At 42.8% G+C, this 17,030-nt stretch carries 14 protein-coding genes; 11 read left to right on the top strand and 3 right to left on the bottom strand.

The genetic code is table 11. The features are described from left to right. Positions 1–14: 14 nt before the first annotated feature. Positions 15–4,502: an EAL domain-containing protein gene (locus PPIS_RS22650; RefSeq protein ID WP_010375241.1), complete on the bottom strand. Its 4,488-nt coding sequence runs from the start codon at positions 4,500–4,502 to the stop codon at positions 15–17. A gap of 482 nt (positions 4,503–4,984) precedes the next feature. Here PPIS_RS22650 and PPIS_RS22655 point away from each other — a divergent pair, with 482 nt between their 5' ends. After that, complete coding sequence (locus PPIS_RS22655) at positions 4,985–5,179, top strand: (2Fe-2S)-binding protein (protein WP_010375238.1); 195 nt, start codon at positions 4,985–4,987, stop codon at positions 5,177–5,179. 32 nt (positions 5,180–5,211) lie between these two features. Here PPIS_RS22655 and bfr (PPIS_RS22660) read toward each other — a convergent pair whose 3' ends face one another. Next, on the bottom strand, positions 5,212–5,676 hold the full coding sequence (gene bfr, locus PPIS_RS22660; protein WP_010375235.1) for a bacterioferritin: 465 nt from the start codon (positions 5,674–5,676) through the stop codon (positions 5,212–5,214). Between the two features lie 15 nt (positions 5,677–5,691). Next, on the bottom strand, positions 5,692–6,159 hold the full coding sequence (gene bfr, locus PPIS_RS22665) for a bacterioferritin (protein WP_010375232.1): 468 nt from the start codon (positions 6,157–6,159) through the stop codon (positions 5,692–5,694). A 272-nt stretch (positions 6,160–6,431) separates the two neighbouring features. On the opposite strand from bfr (PPIS_RS22665), the gene PPIS_RS22670 reads away from it, so the two are divergent. The 10 genes from PPIS_RS22670 to PPIS_RS22715 all read left to right on the top strand — a co-directional run bounded on the left by PPIS_RS22670 (position 6,432) and on the right by PPIS_RS22715 (position 17,008). Beyond that, positions 6,432–6,758, top strand: a complete 327-nt coding sequence (locus PPIS_RS22670) for a DUF2946 family protein (RefSeq protein ID WP_010375229.1) — start codon at positions 6,432–6,434, stop codon at positions 6,756–6,758. A gap of 383 nt (positions 6,759–7,141) precedes the next feature. Continuing rightward, positions 7,142–8,251, top strand: coding sequence for an efflux RND transporter periplasmic adaptor subunit (locus PPIS_RS22675; protein ID WP_010375225.1), 1,110 nt, complete (start codon positions 7,142–7,144; stop codon positions 8,249–8,251). Between the two features lie 13 nt (positions 8,252–8,264). Continuing rightward, positions 8,265–11,393 carry an efflux RND transporter permease subunit gene (locus tag PPIS_RS22680; protein WP_010375223.1) on the top strand — a complete coding sequence of 1,043 codons (3,129 nt, stop codon included), beginning with the start codon at positions 8,265–8,267 and terminating at the stop codon, positions 11,391–11,393. A gap of 57 nt (positions 11,394–11,450) precedes the next feature. After that, positions 11,451–12,332 (top strand): cation diffusion facilitator family transporter, encoded by an 882-nt coding sequence (locus PPIS_RS22685; RefSeq protein WP_010375220.1) that lies wholly within the window; start codon positions 11,451–11,453, stop codon positions 12,330–12,332. Between the two features lie 107 nt (positions 12,333–12,439). Continuing rightward, positions 12,440–12,958 carry a hypothetical protein gene (locus PPIS_RS22690; RefSeq protein ID WP_010375217.1) on the top strand — a complete coding sequence of 173 codons (519 nt, stop codon included), beginning with the start codon at positions 12,440–12,442 and terminating at the stop codon, positions 12,956–12,958. 14 nt (positions 12,959–12,972) lie between these two features. Continuing rightward, positions 12,973–13,584 carry a superoxide dismutase gene (locus PPIS_RS22695; RefSeq protein WP_010375214.1) on the top strand — a complete coding sequence of 204 codons (612 nt, stop codon included), beginning with the start codon at positions 12,973–12,975 and terminating at the stop codon, positions 13,582–13,584. Positions 13,585–13,726: 142 nt separating this feature from the next. After that, positions 13,727–15,085 carry an AlkA N-terminal domain-containing protein gene (locus PPIS_RS22700; protein ID WP_010374838.1) on the top strand — a complete coding sequence of 453 codons (1,359 nt, stop codon included), beginning with the start codon at positions 13,727–13,729 and terminating at the stop codon, positions 15,083–15,085. After that, positions 15,082–15,543 (top strand): methylated-DNA--[protein]-cysteine S-methyltransferase, encoded by a 462-nt coding sequence (locus PPIS_RS22705; RefSeq protein ID WP_010374837.1) that lies wholly within the window; start codon positions 15,082–15,084, stop codon positions 15,541–15,543. The genes PPIS_RS22700 and PPIS_RS22705 overlap by 4 nt, the downstream gene beginning before the upstream one ends. Positions 15,544–15,647: 104 nt before the next feature. After that, a complete protein-coding gene (locus tag PPIS_RS22710; RefSeq protein WP_248694175.1) occupies positions 15,648–16,373 on the top strand; it encodes a type 2 periplasmic-binding domain-containing protein in 726 nt (241 codons plus the stop codon). 56 nt (positions 16,374–16,429) lie between these two features. Next, positions 16,430–17,008 (top strand): thymidine kinase, encoded by a 579-nt coding sequence (locus PPIS_RS22715; protein WP_010374832.1) that lies wholly within the window; start codon positions 16,430–16,432, stop codon positions 17,006–17,008. The last annotated feature ends 22 nt before the right edge of the window (positions 17,009–17,030 follow it).

Consider the following 17,030-nt stretch of genomic DNA (forward strand, 5'->3'; position numbering starts at 1 on the left):
CATTAAGCCCGATATCAAGCTCTTGAGCGTTCATGCTGTTCGTAAAATGCCAGTAAATCGTCAATCGCCATAGGCTTTGCGAAGTGATAGCCTTGCATATATTCACAGCCTACGTCTCTTAGGTAATTAAGCTGAGATTCTGTCTCGACACCTTCTGCAATACACTTCATGTTTAAGCTTTGTGCCAGTAAATAAATGGTTCTAATGATAGACTTATTCGCGGGTTTTGCGCTCATGTTACGAACAAACCCTTGATCAATTTTTATAATATCAAGAGGGAACTCATTCAGGTACGTAAGTGACGAAAAGCCGGTGCCGAAGTCGTCGAGTAGCAATACAAAGTCAGCCCGTTTCATTTCGTTTATAGTTGCCCGAGCCTTAACCATATCAGACATAAAAATTGACTCGGTGATTTCGAGTCTTAAACACCGATTAGTGAGACCATGCGCTTTTAAAATCTCAGTGAATTGGTGTGCAATGTCTGAGCGTAAAATATGAACTGCGCTTAAATTAAGAGATAAATAAAAGTCGGGTTCTTGTGTAAATAATGGACGTAATTCTATTAAGGCTCTAATAAGCGCTTGCTCAGTCAAGGTTTCAATTAAACCGCTTTCTTCTGCTATTGGAATAAAATCGCATGGAGGAATTAGCATGTCATTATTGCGCCAGCGCATAAGTAACTCGACGCCGGCAAGCTGACCTGTAGTGGTATTGATGATAGGCTGGTAGTGATTGAAAAACTCACCGTCTTTAACTGCCGTTTTCATTGCGGTTTCTAACCGAAGCTTTTTACTGATCTCTTCATTCATTGACTCAGTAAAGAACTTGAATGCATTTCTTCCCGACTGCTTTGCATGGATCATGGCGATATCAGCGTTACGGATCAAAGATTCTGAGTCCGGTGCATCGAATGGATAAACTGCAACACCAATACTGGCAGATACACTCATGGTGATCCCATCAATTTCGATACGTTCGGGTATGTGCTTCACTAAGCGGGTAACTACTTCACTCACATATTCGATGCTAGGGAAGGACTTAATTAGCACGAGAAACTCATCGCCGCTCTGTCTTGCTAAGATACAGTTATTGTTAATTTGCTCTTTGATCCGCTTAGTTATCGCGACCAGTAATTTATCGCCGATATGGTGTCCGTAGGCATCATTGATTGGTTTAAATTTATCTAAATCTATAAAGAGTAGGGCGCAGCTTTGCTGTGTATTGTTTGCGTTAAACAGTGCAAATTCAATATGCTGTAGCATCAAGCTGCGATTTGGTAGCTCAGTCAAAGCGTCGAAATTGGCGAGATATCTAAGTTCATTCTCGGCTTTTTTCTGCTCTGTCAGATCGGTAACAACGACCACGAAGTATTGGAGGTTCACATTGTCCTTGGAAACCGCGCTAATACTAAGTTGAACCGGGTGCACTTTATCCCAGCCGTCTGTAACTTGAACTTCCTGTCTTAGATATTGATTCGGTCCAAGAGATTTTAAATTTGCAATTAAACCGTGAAACTTCTTTTGCCCGATAGCATTAACAAAACGCTCAGTTGTTAAGTCGTTTAACGCTTCGTGTTCCTGCAGTTGAAACGCTCTACAGAAGCTACTATTGACTGAAATGGGTTGTAAATTAGGGTCTAAAATCAAAATCCAATCGTTCACTTGGCTGAAGGCTTCGCCCAGCATATTTGCGCGCATCTGGTTCGCTTTTTGCGTGGTTACATTGGTATAAATGCCGTGCAGTTCAGTGGCTTTACCTTGTGAGTCAAATTCTGCGACTTGGCCAAAGTCGTGAAACCAATGCCAATTATTGTCTGCGCAGCGCAGTCGATAAGATAGAGAGAGCTGCTCTTTAGTGGGGTTAGAAATAAATTTCTTCCAAGCACGCTCGACGAGTTCTCTATCATCCGGGTGAATGGCGTTATAGTGCTCTTGCAGCGTCATAGTATCGCTCTCAAAGCCCAGCGCTTCGGCCCGCTGTTGTGTGATCTGGCGTGCAGCGAGATCCGCCGACCAAACACCGCTTTTGGTTGATTTCAACGCCAGTTTTGTCTGTCTTCCCGCATGCGTAACGGCTCTAAGTGCCGTTTCAAGCTGACGTTGTTTTTGTTTGTGCTTAATAATGATGAGCAATATCAGCGCGAATGCACTTAGACTGTATAAGCTTAATGCAAAAGGCGAGCGCCAAGGAGAGTGGGCAACATTAAAGCGCAAGTTGAGTGCGTTGCTCAGGTCTTTACTGTCAAGTGAACGCGGTGCAATGATTAACTGATAATCACCAGGGAGTAATTGATTTAGAAAAACTTTATTTCGTTTTAAGCTTGAAAACGTCAGTGCACTTGGGCCATGTAAAGAAGCTTGGTATTGAATGTGATGATCGGCATTGAAGTCAAAGTCAGAAAACTGTAGCTCTATGCCCATGTCGTCAAACTTAAAATCAAGTGCTTGTAAAATTGCGTCAGGGGCTAAGTAGGTTTGATCTCTGCTTAAGATATCCATTTGGGTGATCAGTAGTGGGCGGCGCTTAACAGCACTATCTGAGAACTGTTCCGGATCAAAAGTGATAGAGCCGTTGACTGTGCCGAACATCAGCTTACCAGATTCAAGTGCTGCTGCAGCGCCGCCGTTAAACTCGAGCGTCGGCAGACCTTGATTCGTTCCGAAGGTTTCCAAGACTTTATTTATTGGGTCAAATCTAAACATGCCGCGTTGACTGCTGGCCCAAATCATTCCATCTCTATCTAACAGGAGGTTGTAGATAGCATTACTCATCAAACCTTGTTCAGTCGTTAGCTTGTATTCTTCGGCGTAAGTATCTTTATTGATCCCGACAAGACCTTCGGTTGAGGTTGCCAACCATAGCGTTCCTGCTCTATCTACTACCCAACTATTAACGGCTGAGACCAAGTGTTTATCCGATTTGTTGTAAATCGTTGTTAGGGTATCTGTTGACTCATTATATTTGACCAAACTGATATCCGTACTTATCCAATATTCATCATCGGTCGCATCCAGAGGTGGCAGGAGCAAAAAGCTTTGTGCCGCTGCCAGCTGTTTTGATAATCCCTCTAATGCGCGTACCGTATTGGTGGCTGCATCATATTCGTAAAATCCATTGCTATTGATAAATGGAAACTTGCTTTCTGAGTACTTAGCGATACCCCAACTATATGGCTCAAGTTTGTCACCACTTTCAAGCGTAATTGGGCTTAGCTGTTTGGTGTCGATGTTAAATAGCGCGGTCTCTTGAGTTGTTTGGATTAGAAAGGTATTTTCGTCGAAATGTGCAGAATTAAAAATAGAAAATACGGCATCTGCTCCGTATAGTGCTTTTGCATCTCTATTTTGCAGGTAGCTAGATTTCAATTGCCGGGTGCTTAAATCAAACTCGTTAATGCCGTTATCTGTACCAAGGAGCACCGTATTTTGGCTGGTAGGATGAATTGACCAGATATTGTTATTGGCAAATCTGTCTTGAGTACTGATGAATGTGGTAAAACGTAGCGAGCTGGAAGGCCATAAATATGCGCCATCATTATATGTACCCATCCATAGGTTGTTGTTTCTATCTGCGTAAAGCTTAGTGATACTGGGATTAGTGAGGCGATATTGTCCCTCGGTTAAGGATAGAACTTTTGAGCTGGTTTTTTTTCTTCTATCAATAAGAAACAGTCCATGCTCCGTAGCAATAAACTCGCCATAGGGAGTGATTTGGTGTCCCCAAATATTTTTCTCAGGAACAAGCTCATAGCTTTTTGAAGCAACCAGTGTTTGGTTACTGACTGGAATGACATATAAACCTTCTACAGTACCAACAAGCAGTCCCAACGATGGGTCGCGTTTGAGTAATTTAACATCATGACTGAGTTCTGATTTTGAATCAGTGTAATTTATTTGCTCTACATTTCCGGTTGCAAGAGAATAAGTGAACAGGCCTTCTGTTGTACCAATAATCACAAAGTTACCAATAACGTTTATGGCGCGAATGTAACTACTTGGTTTGAAGTGAGTGAGTAATTCAGATTTTAACGTATTGCTGTCTAATGTGTAGAGGTCGCTTTCAATGGAGAAAATGATATTTTCTCGATGACCAATAGCTGTGGCGATGGGTTTTAGAACTGCGTTACTGTCTTGGCGTTTACCGTCGTAGATTTGTTGAATTGTATAGTCATCAACATTCAGTAAAAATGCGCCGCTGGCACCTGTAGAGATCAAAAGCTCATCATTCGATATATTGAATAACCCAACTATTTCTTGTTCATCAAGACCCTTAGAAGCGGCAATATTAATGAGCTGATTGCCATCATAACGGTTTAGCCCTTGCAGAGTACCTATCCAAATGAAACCATGTTTGTCTTGTGTTATAGCAGTGATTGCAGACTGGCTTAACCCTTCCTCCACAGAGAAACGAGAAGTATATTGGCCGAAGTTATGGGCGTGGCTAGGCGCGACTATGCAACACAAAGAAAATAATATAAAAAAACACAATAGCGCTTGCTTCATTAAAAGACCTTTCTCTATCCAATCTTATTTAGTCCTTTAACAACATGTTACCAAATCAAACTAAGCTGATCCGCGCTAATAAAACTGTTAGCGGTGACGCGCAGTCTAGCGGAAACACTAGATTGAAATCAACTTAAACCTTGGTTTTTATGCAATATATTTAACAATTTATACATGTTTAAGGTTTGTCATTTGTAGCAAATAAAACAATCTATTTGGATGCAAGAGCACCCTCACTCTTATGTGTAAAGTAACGCTTATCAAGTTAATTTAAGCGTAGCAGTTTTATTGGATTTTTCTTAATTTTATAGAAATAAACGTCGGCTTGAGTACGACGTTTTACGAAGTGTGAATAACCTAAGTCTTTGTAGCAGCTTACAAAGGAAAATAATTCGCATTTATAGCTAAGGTATGTGTTGATAATTGTTATCGTTTAGATTAGACTTGTTTGCAGTTAATGAGTTTGAGATTGGTTTTCATTTATGTACGTATGCATTTGTCATGGTGTTACAGATAAAAAGATTGCAGAGACGATAGACAATGGTGCTCGTTCAATGCGTGATCTTAGCCAGACATTATCTGTTGGTAAACAGTGCGGAAAGTGCTGTAACTGTGCGAAGAAAATTTTAAATGAAAAGCTGATTGCTATTGTTGATGTCACTGATCAGGTTGCGTAACAATACATTATCACGCAACCTCAATTAAATACTTATAGTTGAGACTGTAAGTAGTTTTCTATTCCCATCACCTTAATTAGGTGCTGCTGAGTTTCAAGCCAGTCAATTTGCTCTTCTTGCTCATTTTGAATTTTGTCTAGCGCTTCACGGCTAATGTAATCTTGCTTTTCTTCACACAACTTAATTGCTGCTTGCAGATCAACCAAAGACGCTTGCTCAAATGCCATATTGCAATCAATCATCTCAGCGCTGTTTTCACCAATCTTTAAACGACCTAAATCTTGTAAATTAGGTAGGCCTTCTAAGAACAAAATTCGCTCGATAAGGCGGTCAGCGTTTTTCATTTTTTGGATTGAAACTTTGTAATCCGCTTTATCTAACTGGCTAAAACCGAAGTCTTTAAACATACGTGCGTGCAAAAAGTACTGATTGATTCCCACTAACTCATTGGCCAATACTTTATTAAGCGCTACGATTACTTCTCTATCACCTTTCATTTGTAGAGTCCTTAATTAAAGCTGAGATTGGATATAATTCGGAGCACCGATAAGATCAATCAGGCGAATTTGCTGCTCTAGCCAGTAAACATGATCTTCTTCTGTATCAAACAACAGCTTTTCAAGCGTTTCTCGAGATTGGTAATCTTGCTCTTCTTCACAGATTTTGATTGCTTCTTTAACGCATTCGACAACTTCAAGCTCTAGTTTTAAGTCGTTTTCCATCATAGACTTAACATCTTGGCCGATGAGTAAATCACGACGTTTTGTCATGTTAGGTACCCCTTCCAAGAAAAGAATGCGTTTGATCAACCAATCTGCATGCGTCGTTTCTTCTTCACGTTCGTGCTCAAGGCGTTGGTATAGTTTGCTCAAACCCCAATCTTCGTACATACGTGAATGGATGAAATATTGATCGATAGCTGCAAGCTCATTGGCTAATAGATTATTGAATGCGTCGATGACTTTTTGTTTACCTTGCATGCTGTTACCTCAAACTGTGAATATGCGGCTAGTCTAACGGATTTATATGATGTGTCAATGAAAAATCTTTATAAAACATAGTGTTATATATTGATTATAATTCGCATTTAAGTTGATATTTTGGCCTAACAATGCAAATTATTGTTATTTCATTTTGAGTGAGATCAGTAATGACAGCAAAAAATAAGACTTAAAGCTTAGCACTGCTATTGACAGGACAAGTGCAGGTGGTAAATTGACAACGATCTTTTGTGTTAAAGAGAAATGTAGATTTGAATAAGCTAATCCTGATTTTTGTGATGCTTCTACTTGCGGTGCAATCCGTAAGTGTATTTGCGTCTGAATCTAGCTTCCATCAAATTGAAGTGTCTCACCTCCAACATACTCACGACCATGCTGAAGATGTGCAAGCAGACCCCAGCGGACATCATACAAAAGATTGCCACCACTGTGGTCATTGCAGTGGGACGCATTTGAATTTAGTGATTTTAAAATCTTTTATCCCCTTTGAAATGCGACCAAATAGCGAAATTTATCCTCAATCAGACCCCAAAGTGCGCGCTTTTGTAGAGCAAGCACATCGTCCACCGATCGCTTAAGTAGCGGTTATCATTGAAGGCGCGATCTCAATTTGACTTAACTAACCTGAGTTTAGGTTAATGAGTAAATTGATAAATCTAACTTAGCGCAAATTCGTGCTTGTGAGTAAACAACTAGGCCTGTGTTCTATGCTTATGTGTTTTGCTTTCAGTGATACTGCCCACTCCGTTTATACCAATTGTATTTAGTAAATAAGCTACTTTAACACTGATTGGTATTACTCCTTCTTAGCTGATGACGTTGATTACAGATAACCCACGTCTGCTTGAGAAGCGCATTCTTGTTCGCAAATTGGCACTGTAAAAGCAATGCTTGGTGCAATTCGCTAAACAAGCTAACGGTTTTGAACGTCAACTTACGTTCTTGAGTAAAAGAGTATCGAATGACAAACTTTAAAATTTTCTCCATCTATTTCGCGGTGAACGCGCTTTTTAGCTCGCTGGCATATGCCGGCGACGGTCATGAAGAACATGAAGAGGAAGAAAATGCTATCGTACTAACACAGCAGCAAATGCGTTTTGCTGGAATTCAGACCAAAGAAGTCAAGCTTGAAAACCATGCGCGCTTTTATTTTGCACCAGGAGAAGTAAAAGCTAATGGCTATACCAGCTATTTAGTATCGCCAAGAGCCGATTCAATCGTGTTAAAGCGCCATACTACGCTTGGCTCTATGGTAAATATTAACGACCCACTTATCACCTTGTTCTCAGAAGCAATGGCGCAGGCCCAAGCGCAGTATTTGGTGGCTTCAACAGAGTGGGATAGAGTGAAACGCTTGAGCAAAGAAACCATTAGTGAGCGCGAGCGTGTTCAGGCAAGTGCCGATTTTAGTTCGGCTTATTCAAAGTTGTTGGCACTTGGCGTAACAGAAAAAGAGATTAAAGAAATAGCCACTAAGCCCGCCAGTGAACTTGGCCAATATACGCTCGTTGCTGAGCGCGAGGGGGTGGTAACTCAAGATGCCTTTACTCAGGGCCAGCATGTTGCTTCTGGCACAACTTTAATGGCAATCACTGATGAAAGCGAGCTATGGGTGGAGGCCCGTTTACAACCCAACTCTCAACTTTCGTTAGAGGTTAATTCTAAAGCATTGATTAGTATAGAAGATCAGCAATACGCAGCTCGTGTTATTCAAGAAGCGCATACTATCGACCCCATTACTCGAACTCGGCAGATCCGGCTATTGGTTGAAAATAGTGACGACAAGCTACACGCAGGGATGTTTGTTAACGTCAACTTTATCATACCGTCGAAAGAGCCAACCATTGCGTTACCTGTAGACGCGTTAAGTCGTAGTCCTGATGGTGATTGGGTGGTGTACATCGAAGAAGCGCCCGGCGAATTCCATCCCAAAGAAGTGACTTTAGGTGAAGACTTTGGCGCTCAGGTAGAAGTTATCGGTTTGGCTGTGGGTGAGCGCGTGGCCGTTACCGGAGCATTCTTTATTGCCTCAGAGCAAGCCAAAGCTGGCTTCGATCCGCATAACCATTAAAGGGGGCCTTACCATGTTTAATCGAATTATCGATTGGTCTGTAAACAATCGGCTTCTAATTATTCTTTTTTTACTCGTTATCACAGCAACTGCTAGCGTGACTATTCCAAAACTCAACTTAGACGCGTTTCCCGATGTAACGAATGTACAGGTTGCAGTGAATACCGAAGCGCCGGGACTGGCAGCGGAAGAGGTTGAGCAGTTAATCACCTATCCAATTGAGGCTGTGATGTATGCCCTGCCGGATGTGCAGCAAGTGCGTTCAATTTCTAAAACAGGTCTATCTGGCGTTACGGTAGTATTTAAGGAAGGCACCGATATCTACTTTGCCAGACAGTTGGTATTTGAGCGCCTCCAAGCTGCAAAGGAGTTGATCCCAAGCGGTGTGGGTACGCCAGAAATGGGGCCAAATACATCAGGGCTTGGTCAAGTATTTCAATATATGCTGATGAGCGAACCGAACTCTGAATATGATGCAATGGCCTTACGTAGTCTCAATGACTGGGTGGTCAAGCTGTTAATTATGCCAATTGACGGGGTAACTGATGTATTGGCCTTTGGCGGCGATGTGCGTCAGTATCAAGTCAATATTGACCCCAATAAACTCTTGGCTTATGCGCTTACTCAGCAAGATGTGGTGAGTGCCATTGAACGTAATAACCAAAATGTCGGCGGTTGGTATCTCGAGCGCGGTCAAGAGCAGTTGGTGATCCGCGGAACAGGCTGGTTTCAAAGTGGGGAGAAGGGGATCGAGGAGATTGCCAACGTGCCCGTCAAAACCATTGATGGCACGGTCGTGACTGTGGCTCAGGTTGCTACGGTATCGATTGGTGGAGAAATCCGCCAAGGCGCGGTGACGATGTCTAGAAAAAGCGGCTCGGGTGAAGTGGAACAGCTCGGTGAAGTCGTAACAGGCATAGTGCTAAAGCGGATGGGAGCAAACACCAAAGCAACCATTGATAGCATTAACAACCGCGTGGAACTTATTAACAAAGCACTACCTGAAGGGGTAAGGTTTGAGCCTTTTTACGATCAGTCTGATTTGATCAGCAAAGCAGTTCAAACCGTCGTTGAAGCTTTGGCACTGGCATTTATTTTTATTGTTGTTGTGCTTGCGCTGTTTTTAATGAATCTGAGAGCAACTTTTCTGGTGCTCATTTCAATTCCTATTTCAATTGCTATTGCACTTGTGGTCATGGCGTGGCTGGGTGTATCTGCCAACTTGATGTCGCTAGGCGGTATCGCTGTAGCGATAGGGATGTTAGTTGACGGCTCAGTCGTGATGGTAGAAAACATCTTTAAACACCTAACAAAGCAAAAGGAAAGTGATGACTTCTCAGTGGGACTTATTGTTGAGCTTGCAGGAAAGGAAGTGGCAAGACCAATCTTTTTTGCTGCCAGTATTATCTTAGTGGTATTCACTCCGTTATTTAGTTTTGAAGGGGTTGAAGCCAAACTATTTCAACCTATGGCAATCAGTATTATTTTGGCTGTTGTTGCAGCGATATTTGTTGCCCTTATCATCGTCCCAGCACTTGCGACCTACTTATTTAAACATGGCGTTAAAGCGCGAGAGAGCATCATTCTCGTCGCACTGGAAAAAGGCTACCGTTGGACGTTAAGTCGAGTGTTGCATAGGCAAAAGTTGTTGATGGCAATGGTCATTTTATTAATTGCGGCGGCTGGCTTTACGTTCACTAAAATTGGTACCGAGTTTGTCCCAGAACTTGAAGAAGGCACCATCAACCTAAGGGTAACGCTGGCACCTTCCGCCAGTCTTGAAACCGCGCTTAATGTTGCGCCTGAGCTGGAAAAAATGCTGCTCACTTTTCCTGAAGTAAACTACGCGCTGAGCAGAATTGGTCGAGCGGAGATAGGTGGCGATCCTGAACCGGTAAATAACATTGAAATCTATATTGGCCTTGCGCCAGTAGCACAGTGGCAAAGCGCAAACAATCGCTACGAATTACAAGCCTTGATGGAACAAAAGCTATCGACTTATCCTGGCTTACTGTTTAATTTTTCACAGCCTATTGCGACGCGTGTCGATGAATTACTCTCAGGCGTTAAGGCGCAGTTGGCGATTAAGTTATTTGGCCCAGACTTAGCTGTGCTTGCAAAAAAAGGCAAGGAAATTGAAGCGGCCGTAACGCAAGTTGAGGGGACGGAAGGCGTACAACTTGAGCAAATAGCAGGTGAGTCACAGCTGATCATCACCCCAAAACGTCAAGCGTTATCTCGCTACGGTTTGGCAGTTGGAGATGTTATGGCACTAGTACAAGATGGGATTGGTGGCAGTAAAGCAGGGCAGGTTATCAACGGTAACGAACGCTATGATATTTATGTCCGCTTGGCACCTCAATACCGTCAAAGCAAACAGACCATTGAAGAAATACGTTTACAATCGAGTTCAGGAGCGTGGATCCGGTTGGCTGATGTTGCGAATGTTGAATATCAATCTGGTCCACCGCAAGTAAGACGAGATGACGTTCAACGTCGAGTGGTGATCCAAGCTAATGTGCAAGGTCGGGATATGGGCAGTGTAGTAAGTGATATTCGCGCGGCTATTGATAGTAAAGTTGACTTACCAACAGGTTATGGTGTCGAAATAGGTGGTCAATTTGAAAACCAGCAACGAGCACAAAAACGCTTAGCAATCGTGGTGCCGCTATCTTTGGCGCTAATAGCACTCTTGCTTTACTTTGCATTTGGTTCAATGGCTCAGGCTGCGCTTATTTTAGTGAATGTGCCGCTTGCGGTTATTGGTGGGGTATTTTCTTTATATATCTCAGGACAATATCTATCGGTCCCAAGCTCGGTTGGGTTTATCACCTTATTCGGTGTCGCGGTACTCAATGGTGTGGTCATGGTTGAGAGCATAAACCAGCGATTGGCTGAGGGAGAATCGCTTCATTCAGGTGTCTTTGAGGGAGCAATTTCAAGGCTTAGGCCCGTGCTTATGACTGCGATCACCTCTGCACTGGGACTTATTCCCATGCTGTTATCGACAGGAGTGGGCGCTGAAATTCAAAGACCGCTTGCCAGTGTAATTGTTGGTGGATTATTAACGTCAACCTTGCTGACTTTGTTTGTATTGCCAGCACTTTATCCACTATTCTCAAAGCAAATTAAAAATTCGTAATGCCCGTGGGGGCCATTGAAAGTGGCCCCTTCTTCGGATCAATAAATAGGATTGAGTATGCCTCACGCACATCACCATCATGGAAACAAGCTCGGTTGGGCTGTATTTGTTAATATTCTACTGAGTGTCGCGCAGGTCGTTGGTGGCATTCTTTCTGGCAGTCTCTCTTTGGTTGCTGATGCGCTACATAATTTAAGTGACGCCGGTGCGCTTATTATCGCGTTAGTCGCGCAAAAAGTTGCAAGAAAGCCGGCCTCACTTGAACTCACTTATGGCTATCAACGTGCTGAAATAATTGGGGCGTTAATTAATAGTGCGACACTCATTGTTGTTGGGGTTTATCTGTTATTCGAGGCGATTTCTCGATTTTTAAATCCAGAGCCAATTGATGGCTGGATAGTGGTGTGGCTCGCGGCCTTGGCGTTAGTTATCGATGTTATCACAGCGCTTATTACTTATTCTGCAGGTGCAAAAACCAGCCTAAATATTCGTGCGGCATTTATTCATAATGTTTCTGATGCTGCGGCTTCCGTTGCGGTGATCGTGGCTGGAACATTAATCATCTTATATCAATGGTACGTGGTAGATCTTATCGCCACTGTGTTGATCTCCGCATACGTGATTTACCATGGCGTTGAACTAAGTAAGAGTAGTATTAGAATTCTCATGCAGGCGACGCCAGATAATATGAATATTCAAGAGGTTAAGGAATATCTTGAGACTCAAGAGAATGTTAAGACAGTAAGCCATATTCATGTTTGGCAGCTCAATGAGCATGAATATATTTTAGAGGCGCAAGTTGTCATTACATCCTTGAGCGACCAAAGCACGCTAGCACGGTTAAAAGGTGGGTTACAGTCGCGGTTTGGATTGTCGCATACCACACTTGAATTAACCGAAGACTCTTTGATAACACATCAGTGTGTAGAAATTAAATAAATACAAATGAAAATGGTTTGCATTAATGTTTGTGTGATCGTATAGTGCCCCAATAGCTCATACTGGTTTGCTTGCACAAGTAAGCTAGTTCGGTAATAGGGTAGAATATGAAAAATCGCATGGACCTTAGTGCAAATCGCTTAGCCAGCGGAGCTTGCGCGTTATCTTCAGTGCTGTCACCTTGGCAAGCTAAAATACTCTCAGGTAATCAAGCATATCAAGCGCAAATATTTCTGCGTGCCCGTGACGAATATCAGGTTGCATTGACACTCGCGACAGGTATTTTAGATGAGTTTTTATTATGTCAAAAAGACAATGTCGTGATGAGTGCCATAGCGCATAGTTTGCCAGCTGTCGTCGTATCCGCGCATAATCTAGCTGACACCTTTATTGCGCTTGATCAACCAAATAGAGCGTGCCAGCAACTTATCTCAATCCATCTGAAGATACATGCAACCTACCTTGAATATAACCACGAACTTGCACCTATCGTCTTGCATCATTTGCATAAAACTCGACAAGAGTTGATCCATTTTGCAAAACGCTATCCTCACTTACCTGAGCTTATTCATCAAATTAACGAAGCGATGCTGGTAACGCACCTGCATTCTCGCGTTTTACATTAACATTTGGAGGTCGAATGGCTTATACCTTACCTGAGTTACCGTACGCATATGATGCACTGGAACCACACATCGACGCGAAAACGATGGAGATCCATCATACTTTGCATCATCAGACATATATAAATAAAGCAAACGCCGCGTTAGAGGGGACGGAGTTCGCGGGTAAAGACACTGAAACGTTGCTGAGAAACATTAAAACATTACCTGAAGACTTACAAAAAGCAGTGCAAGAACATGTCGGCGGGCACAATAACCATAGTTTGTTCTGGCAAATTATGACTCCAAATTATGCGCCTCTATGTGACGGGCCGTTAAAACAGGCGATAGAAAGTGAGCTCGGTGGTTTTGAAAGCTTTAAAACTGAATTTACAAACGCTGCTGTCAGTCGGTTTGGCAGTGGCTGGGCATGGTTAGTTGTCGATGAAAATGGCAAATTAGCGGTAACGAGTAGTCTCAACCAAGACAGCCCTTACATGGAGCAGCATACCCCAATATTGGGTTTAGATGTGTGGGAACATGCTTATTATCTCAAATATCAGAATCGTCGACCAGAATACATCGCGGCTTTTTACAACGTCATTAATTGGTCTGAAGTCGAGCGCAGATATAATCAAGCAATAAGTTAGTACTTTTCTTATTTCCTCAGTTAGTTAAGCCCCTAGCGGGCTTTTTTCATGAATACTCCAAACATGGTTGAGTACCAAAAATGGCTAGTTTGCTATAGTGATAGCTATTAGACTGAGTGAAAACGAAGTACGAGCGAAAGTCATGTATACACCAGAAGTTTGTTCTCAAGCTAGAAATAGTCGCGATGCTAGATTTGATGGGTTGTTTTTTGTTGCGGTCAAGAGCACCGGCATTTATTGTCGGCCAATATGCCCTGCACCTGCTGCAAAAGAAAAAAATGTAGAGTATTTTCAATTTGCCCACAATGCTGCGCAAGCTGGCTTTAGACCTTGTATTCGCTGTCGCCCCGATAGTGCACCGGGTAGTTATGCATGGCTTGGCACGGAAACAACCGCAGTCAGAGCCAAAAAGTTAATCGATGAGGGGGCCTTAATACGCCATTCGACAGAAGACTTAGCCGATAGGTTAGGCATTTCGGTCCGTTATTTAAATAAAGTATTCAATCAATACTTTGGCACCAGCCCCAAACAATATGCACTTTATAAGCAATGTGACTTAGCTAAGCAGCTGTTACAGCAAAGTGACCTTCCTGTTACGCAAGTCGCGTTTGCCGCCGGGTTTAACTCATTGCGACGCTTTAATGATGCATTCCAAAAGCTGTATCAGTTATCACCAAGTCAACTCAGAAAAGACGCAGGTAGTGGCTCTACCATTGCGATTTACTTATCCTATCGACCACCATACAACTGGGACAAAATGCAGCAGTTTTTAGCGATGAGAATTGTGCCAGGTATCGAGTGGTTAACAGAAAACAGTTATGGGCGAACCGTCATGATACAAGGTGAAACAGGGCGTTTCACCGCGACAATCGAGCCTGAAAAACATCGCTTTAAAGTGGCTATCGCGCTCAGCGATTTATCCTTGTTAGTTCAGATGATTGCACAGATCAGGCGTGTGTTAGATTTAGATGCGGACACCTGTTTTATTGAGTCTCACCTTCATGAAGCCGCGCCTGATTTGCCGCTACAAGAGGGACTCAGATTACCCGGGATCTGGAGTGAGTTTGAAGCGGGCATGAGAGCTATTTTGGGTCAACAAATCAGTGTTCAAGCGGCGAGAAACTTACTCGCTTTATTGGTCGAAACGCTCGGTGAGGTGGCTGAAGATGGCATGCGTTATTTCCCTAAGCCTAAGGCCGTATTTGATAGTGATCTTGCCTTTTTCAAAATGCCTGAGCGACGAAAAGCGGCTATTAAAGCTTTTGCTGAGCAATACGTTGGTTCGGAACATGTTGAACTTGATAACTGGTTAAATATTAAAGGTATAGGCCCTTGGACCGTCGATTATGCAAAAATGCGCGGATTGAGTCACCCAGACATTTACTTGGGTGGTGATTTGGGTGTCAAAAAGGCAATGGAAAAATCCTTAAAAACAATAGATATCGAAAAGTGTGCTCCTTTTCGTTCTTATTTAACTTTTCAACTATGGCAACAATTATGATTGAAACTACATTAACCTCGCCCACTGGAGAGTGGATAATACAAGCATCTAGTATTGGTTTACGATATGTCGGTTTTTTTCCAAAAGCGCGCTACGAGCAAGGGGAAAATCTGCATACAGAAATGGCAAAAAAACAGTTAACAGAATACTTTGCTGGCAAACGCCAATGCTTTGATGTGGCGCTTGATGTGGATGGTACGCACTTTCAAAAGCAAGTCTGGCAGGTGTTGGCACAAGTACCATTTGGTGAAACGCATAGCTATGGTTGGATAGCACAGCGCTTAGGTAACAAAAATGCTGTCCGTGCTGTTGGCGCTGCTAACGGCAAAAATCCAATTAGTATCATCGTGCCTTGTCATCGCATTATTGGTGCAAATGGCAAACTAACAGGATATGCTGGCGGACTTGAAGCGAAAGAGTGGTTGTTACAACATGAGGGAGTGAGCTTCAAAAAATAGAGTATACTAGTGGTTAATCGTTGTTATTTCGATTGACTATATGTTTGGAGTGAATGTTGAGACTGCTATTTATTGTTTTTTGCGTTTTTACTTCGTGGGCCTGTATGGCAACAGAGGTTCGTTTTTGTTATGAAGATAAACATGCTCCACCCTTTATCCATGGTGCAGGACAAACTGTGCCATCGGCAAATCCAGGCGTCACGATCCGGATAGTACAACAGCTTGACGAGCACGTAAAAGAGGTGAGCTTCACCTACACTCGAAAGCCATGGAGCCGTTGTTTGCATGAGCTGGAAAATGGTAAAGTTGATGCTGTGGTGGCGAGCCATCGAGCGTCTAGAGAAGGGCTAATGGCATATCCAAAGAACCCCGATGGCACTGTTGCACAGCAATATGCAATTAATCGGATCAGCACTTGTTTACTCAAAAGCAAAACCAATAAAGCAGCATTAAATCTGAGCAAAGAAATAGAACTCGCAGTCCCTCGTGGCTACGCTATTCGAGAAAGTATGCCCAAGCATTTTTCCATATTCGAAACCGACTCGTTGGAGCATGCTATTGCACTGGTTGAAAATGAATTACTTGATGCGACCATAGGTCTTTGCCAAATCGGTAATATGCCAATCACATTATCACCCCCCTTTAACCACTTAGAAGCGGTTTTTCCACCGTTAGAAACGTCGTTTGGTTTTATGGCATTTTCTGAGCAGTTTTATCAGCAGCACCCTGAGTTAAGCTGGAAAGTGTGGCGTGCAAGTCAGCTTATTAACCTCGACACCTTATATAGTGAGTATTTACGTTCACAAACCACCCAAATGGATAAGCAATAGATCTTTTAATCGTTAGTCAGTAAACTAGCGCGAATTTTTATTTCGAAATATCTATTATGGCTCAGCTTTATTTTTACTATTCGGCAATGAATGCCGGTAAATCTACGACTTTATTGCAGTCGGCATTTAACTACCGAGAGCGAGGCATGCGCCCGTTTATTATCACCGCTGCAATTGATAACCGTGCTGGTGTGGGCAAAGTAGCGTCGCGTATCGGCTTAGAGGCTGAGGCGCAAGTTTTTGAAAGCCAAACAGATGTGAAAGCACTACTGATGTCTGCTCATACCGAGAATAAAATTGACTGTGTATTGGTAGATGAGTGCCAGTTTCTAACAAAAGCTCAAGTCGCAGAGCTGACGGATATCGTCGATGAACTGCGGATCCCGGTATTATGCTATGGTCTTAGGACGGACTTTCGTGGTGAGCTGTTTGAAGGCTCGCAATATTTGCTGGCGTGGGCAGATAAATTGATTGAGCTAAAAACCATCTGTCACTGCGGTCGCAAAGCAAACCGAGTGCTTCGCACCGATGAGCACGGTAAAGCTATTGCGGATGGCGATCAAGTTGTGATTGGTGGTAACGATAGGTATGTTTCTCTTTGTAGAAAACACTATAAGGATGCCCTAAGCGCATAAGTATATTCAAACCTGATGTGCT

This window comes from Pseudoalteromonas piscicida (assembly GCF_000238315.3).
Taxonomy (GTDB): Bacteria; Pseudomonadota; Gammaproteobacteria; order Enterobacterales; family Alteromonadaceae; genus Pseudoalteromonas; species Pseudoalteromonas piscicida.

Bases quoted from the DNA above. Each gene is read 5' to 3' on its own strand.
- PPIS_RS22700 (WP_010374838.1), top strand. From the start codon at position 13,727: ATGTATACACCAGAAGTTTGTTCTCAAGCTAGAAATAGTCGCGATGCT.
- PPIS_RS22675 (WP_010375225.1), top strand. From the start codon at position 7,142: ATGACAAACTTTAAAATTTTCTCCATCTATTTCGCGGTGAACGCGCTT.
- PPIS_RS22680 (WP_010375223.1), top strand. From the start codon at position 8,265: ATGTTTAATCGAATTATCGATTGGTCTGTAAACAATCGGCTTCTAATT.
- PPIS_RS22710 (WP_248694175.1), top strand. From the start codon at position 15,648: ATGGCAACAGAGGTTCGTTTTTGTTATGAAGATAAACATGCTCCACCC.
- bfr (WP_010375235.1), bottom strand. From the start codon at position 5,676: ATGAAAGGTGATAGAGAAGTAATCGTAGCGCTTAATAAAGTATTGGCC.
- PPIS_RS22650 (WP_010375241.1), bottom strand. From the start codon at position 4,502: ATGAAGCAAGCGCTATTGTGTTTTTTTATATTATTTTCTTTGTGTTGC.
- bfr (WP_010375232.1), bottom strand. From the start codon at position 6,159: ATGCAAGGTAAACAAAAAGTCATCGACGCATTCAATAATCTATTAGCC.
- PPIS_RS22685 (WP_010375220.1), top strand. From the start codon at position 11,451: ATGCCTCACGCACATCACCATCATGGAAACAAGCTCGGTTGGGCTGTA.
- PPIS_RS22695 (WP_010375214.1), top strand. From the start codon at position 12,973: ATGGCTTATACCTTACCTGAGTTACCGTACGCATATGATGCACTGGAA.
- PPIS_RS22715 (WP_010374832.1), top strand. From the start codon at position 16,430: ATGGCTCAGCTTTATTTTTACTATTCGGCAATGAATGCCGGTAAATCT.
- PPIS_RS22690 (WP_010375217.1), top strand. From the start codon at position 12,440: ATGAAAAATCGCATGGACCTTAGTGCAAATCGCTTAGCCAGCGGAGCT.
- PPIS_RS22705 (WP_010374837.1), top strand. From the start codon at position 15,082: ATGATTGAAACTACATTAACCTCGCCCACTGGAGAGTGGATAATACAA.
- PPIS_RS22655 (WP_010375238.1), top strand. From the start codon at position 4,985: ATGTACGTATGCATTTGTCATGGTGTTACAGATAAAAAGATTGCAGAG.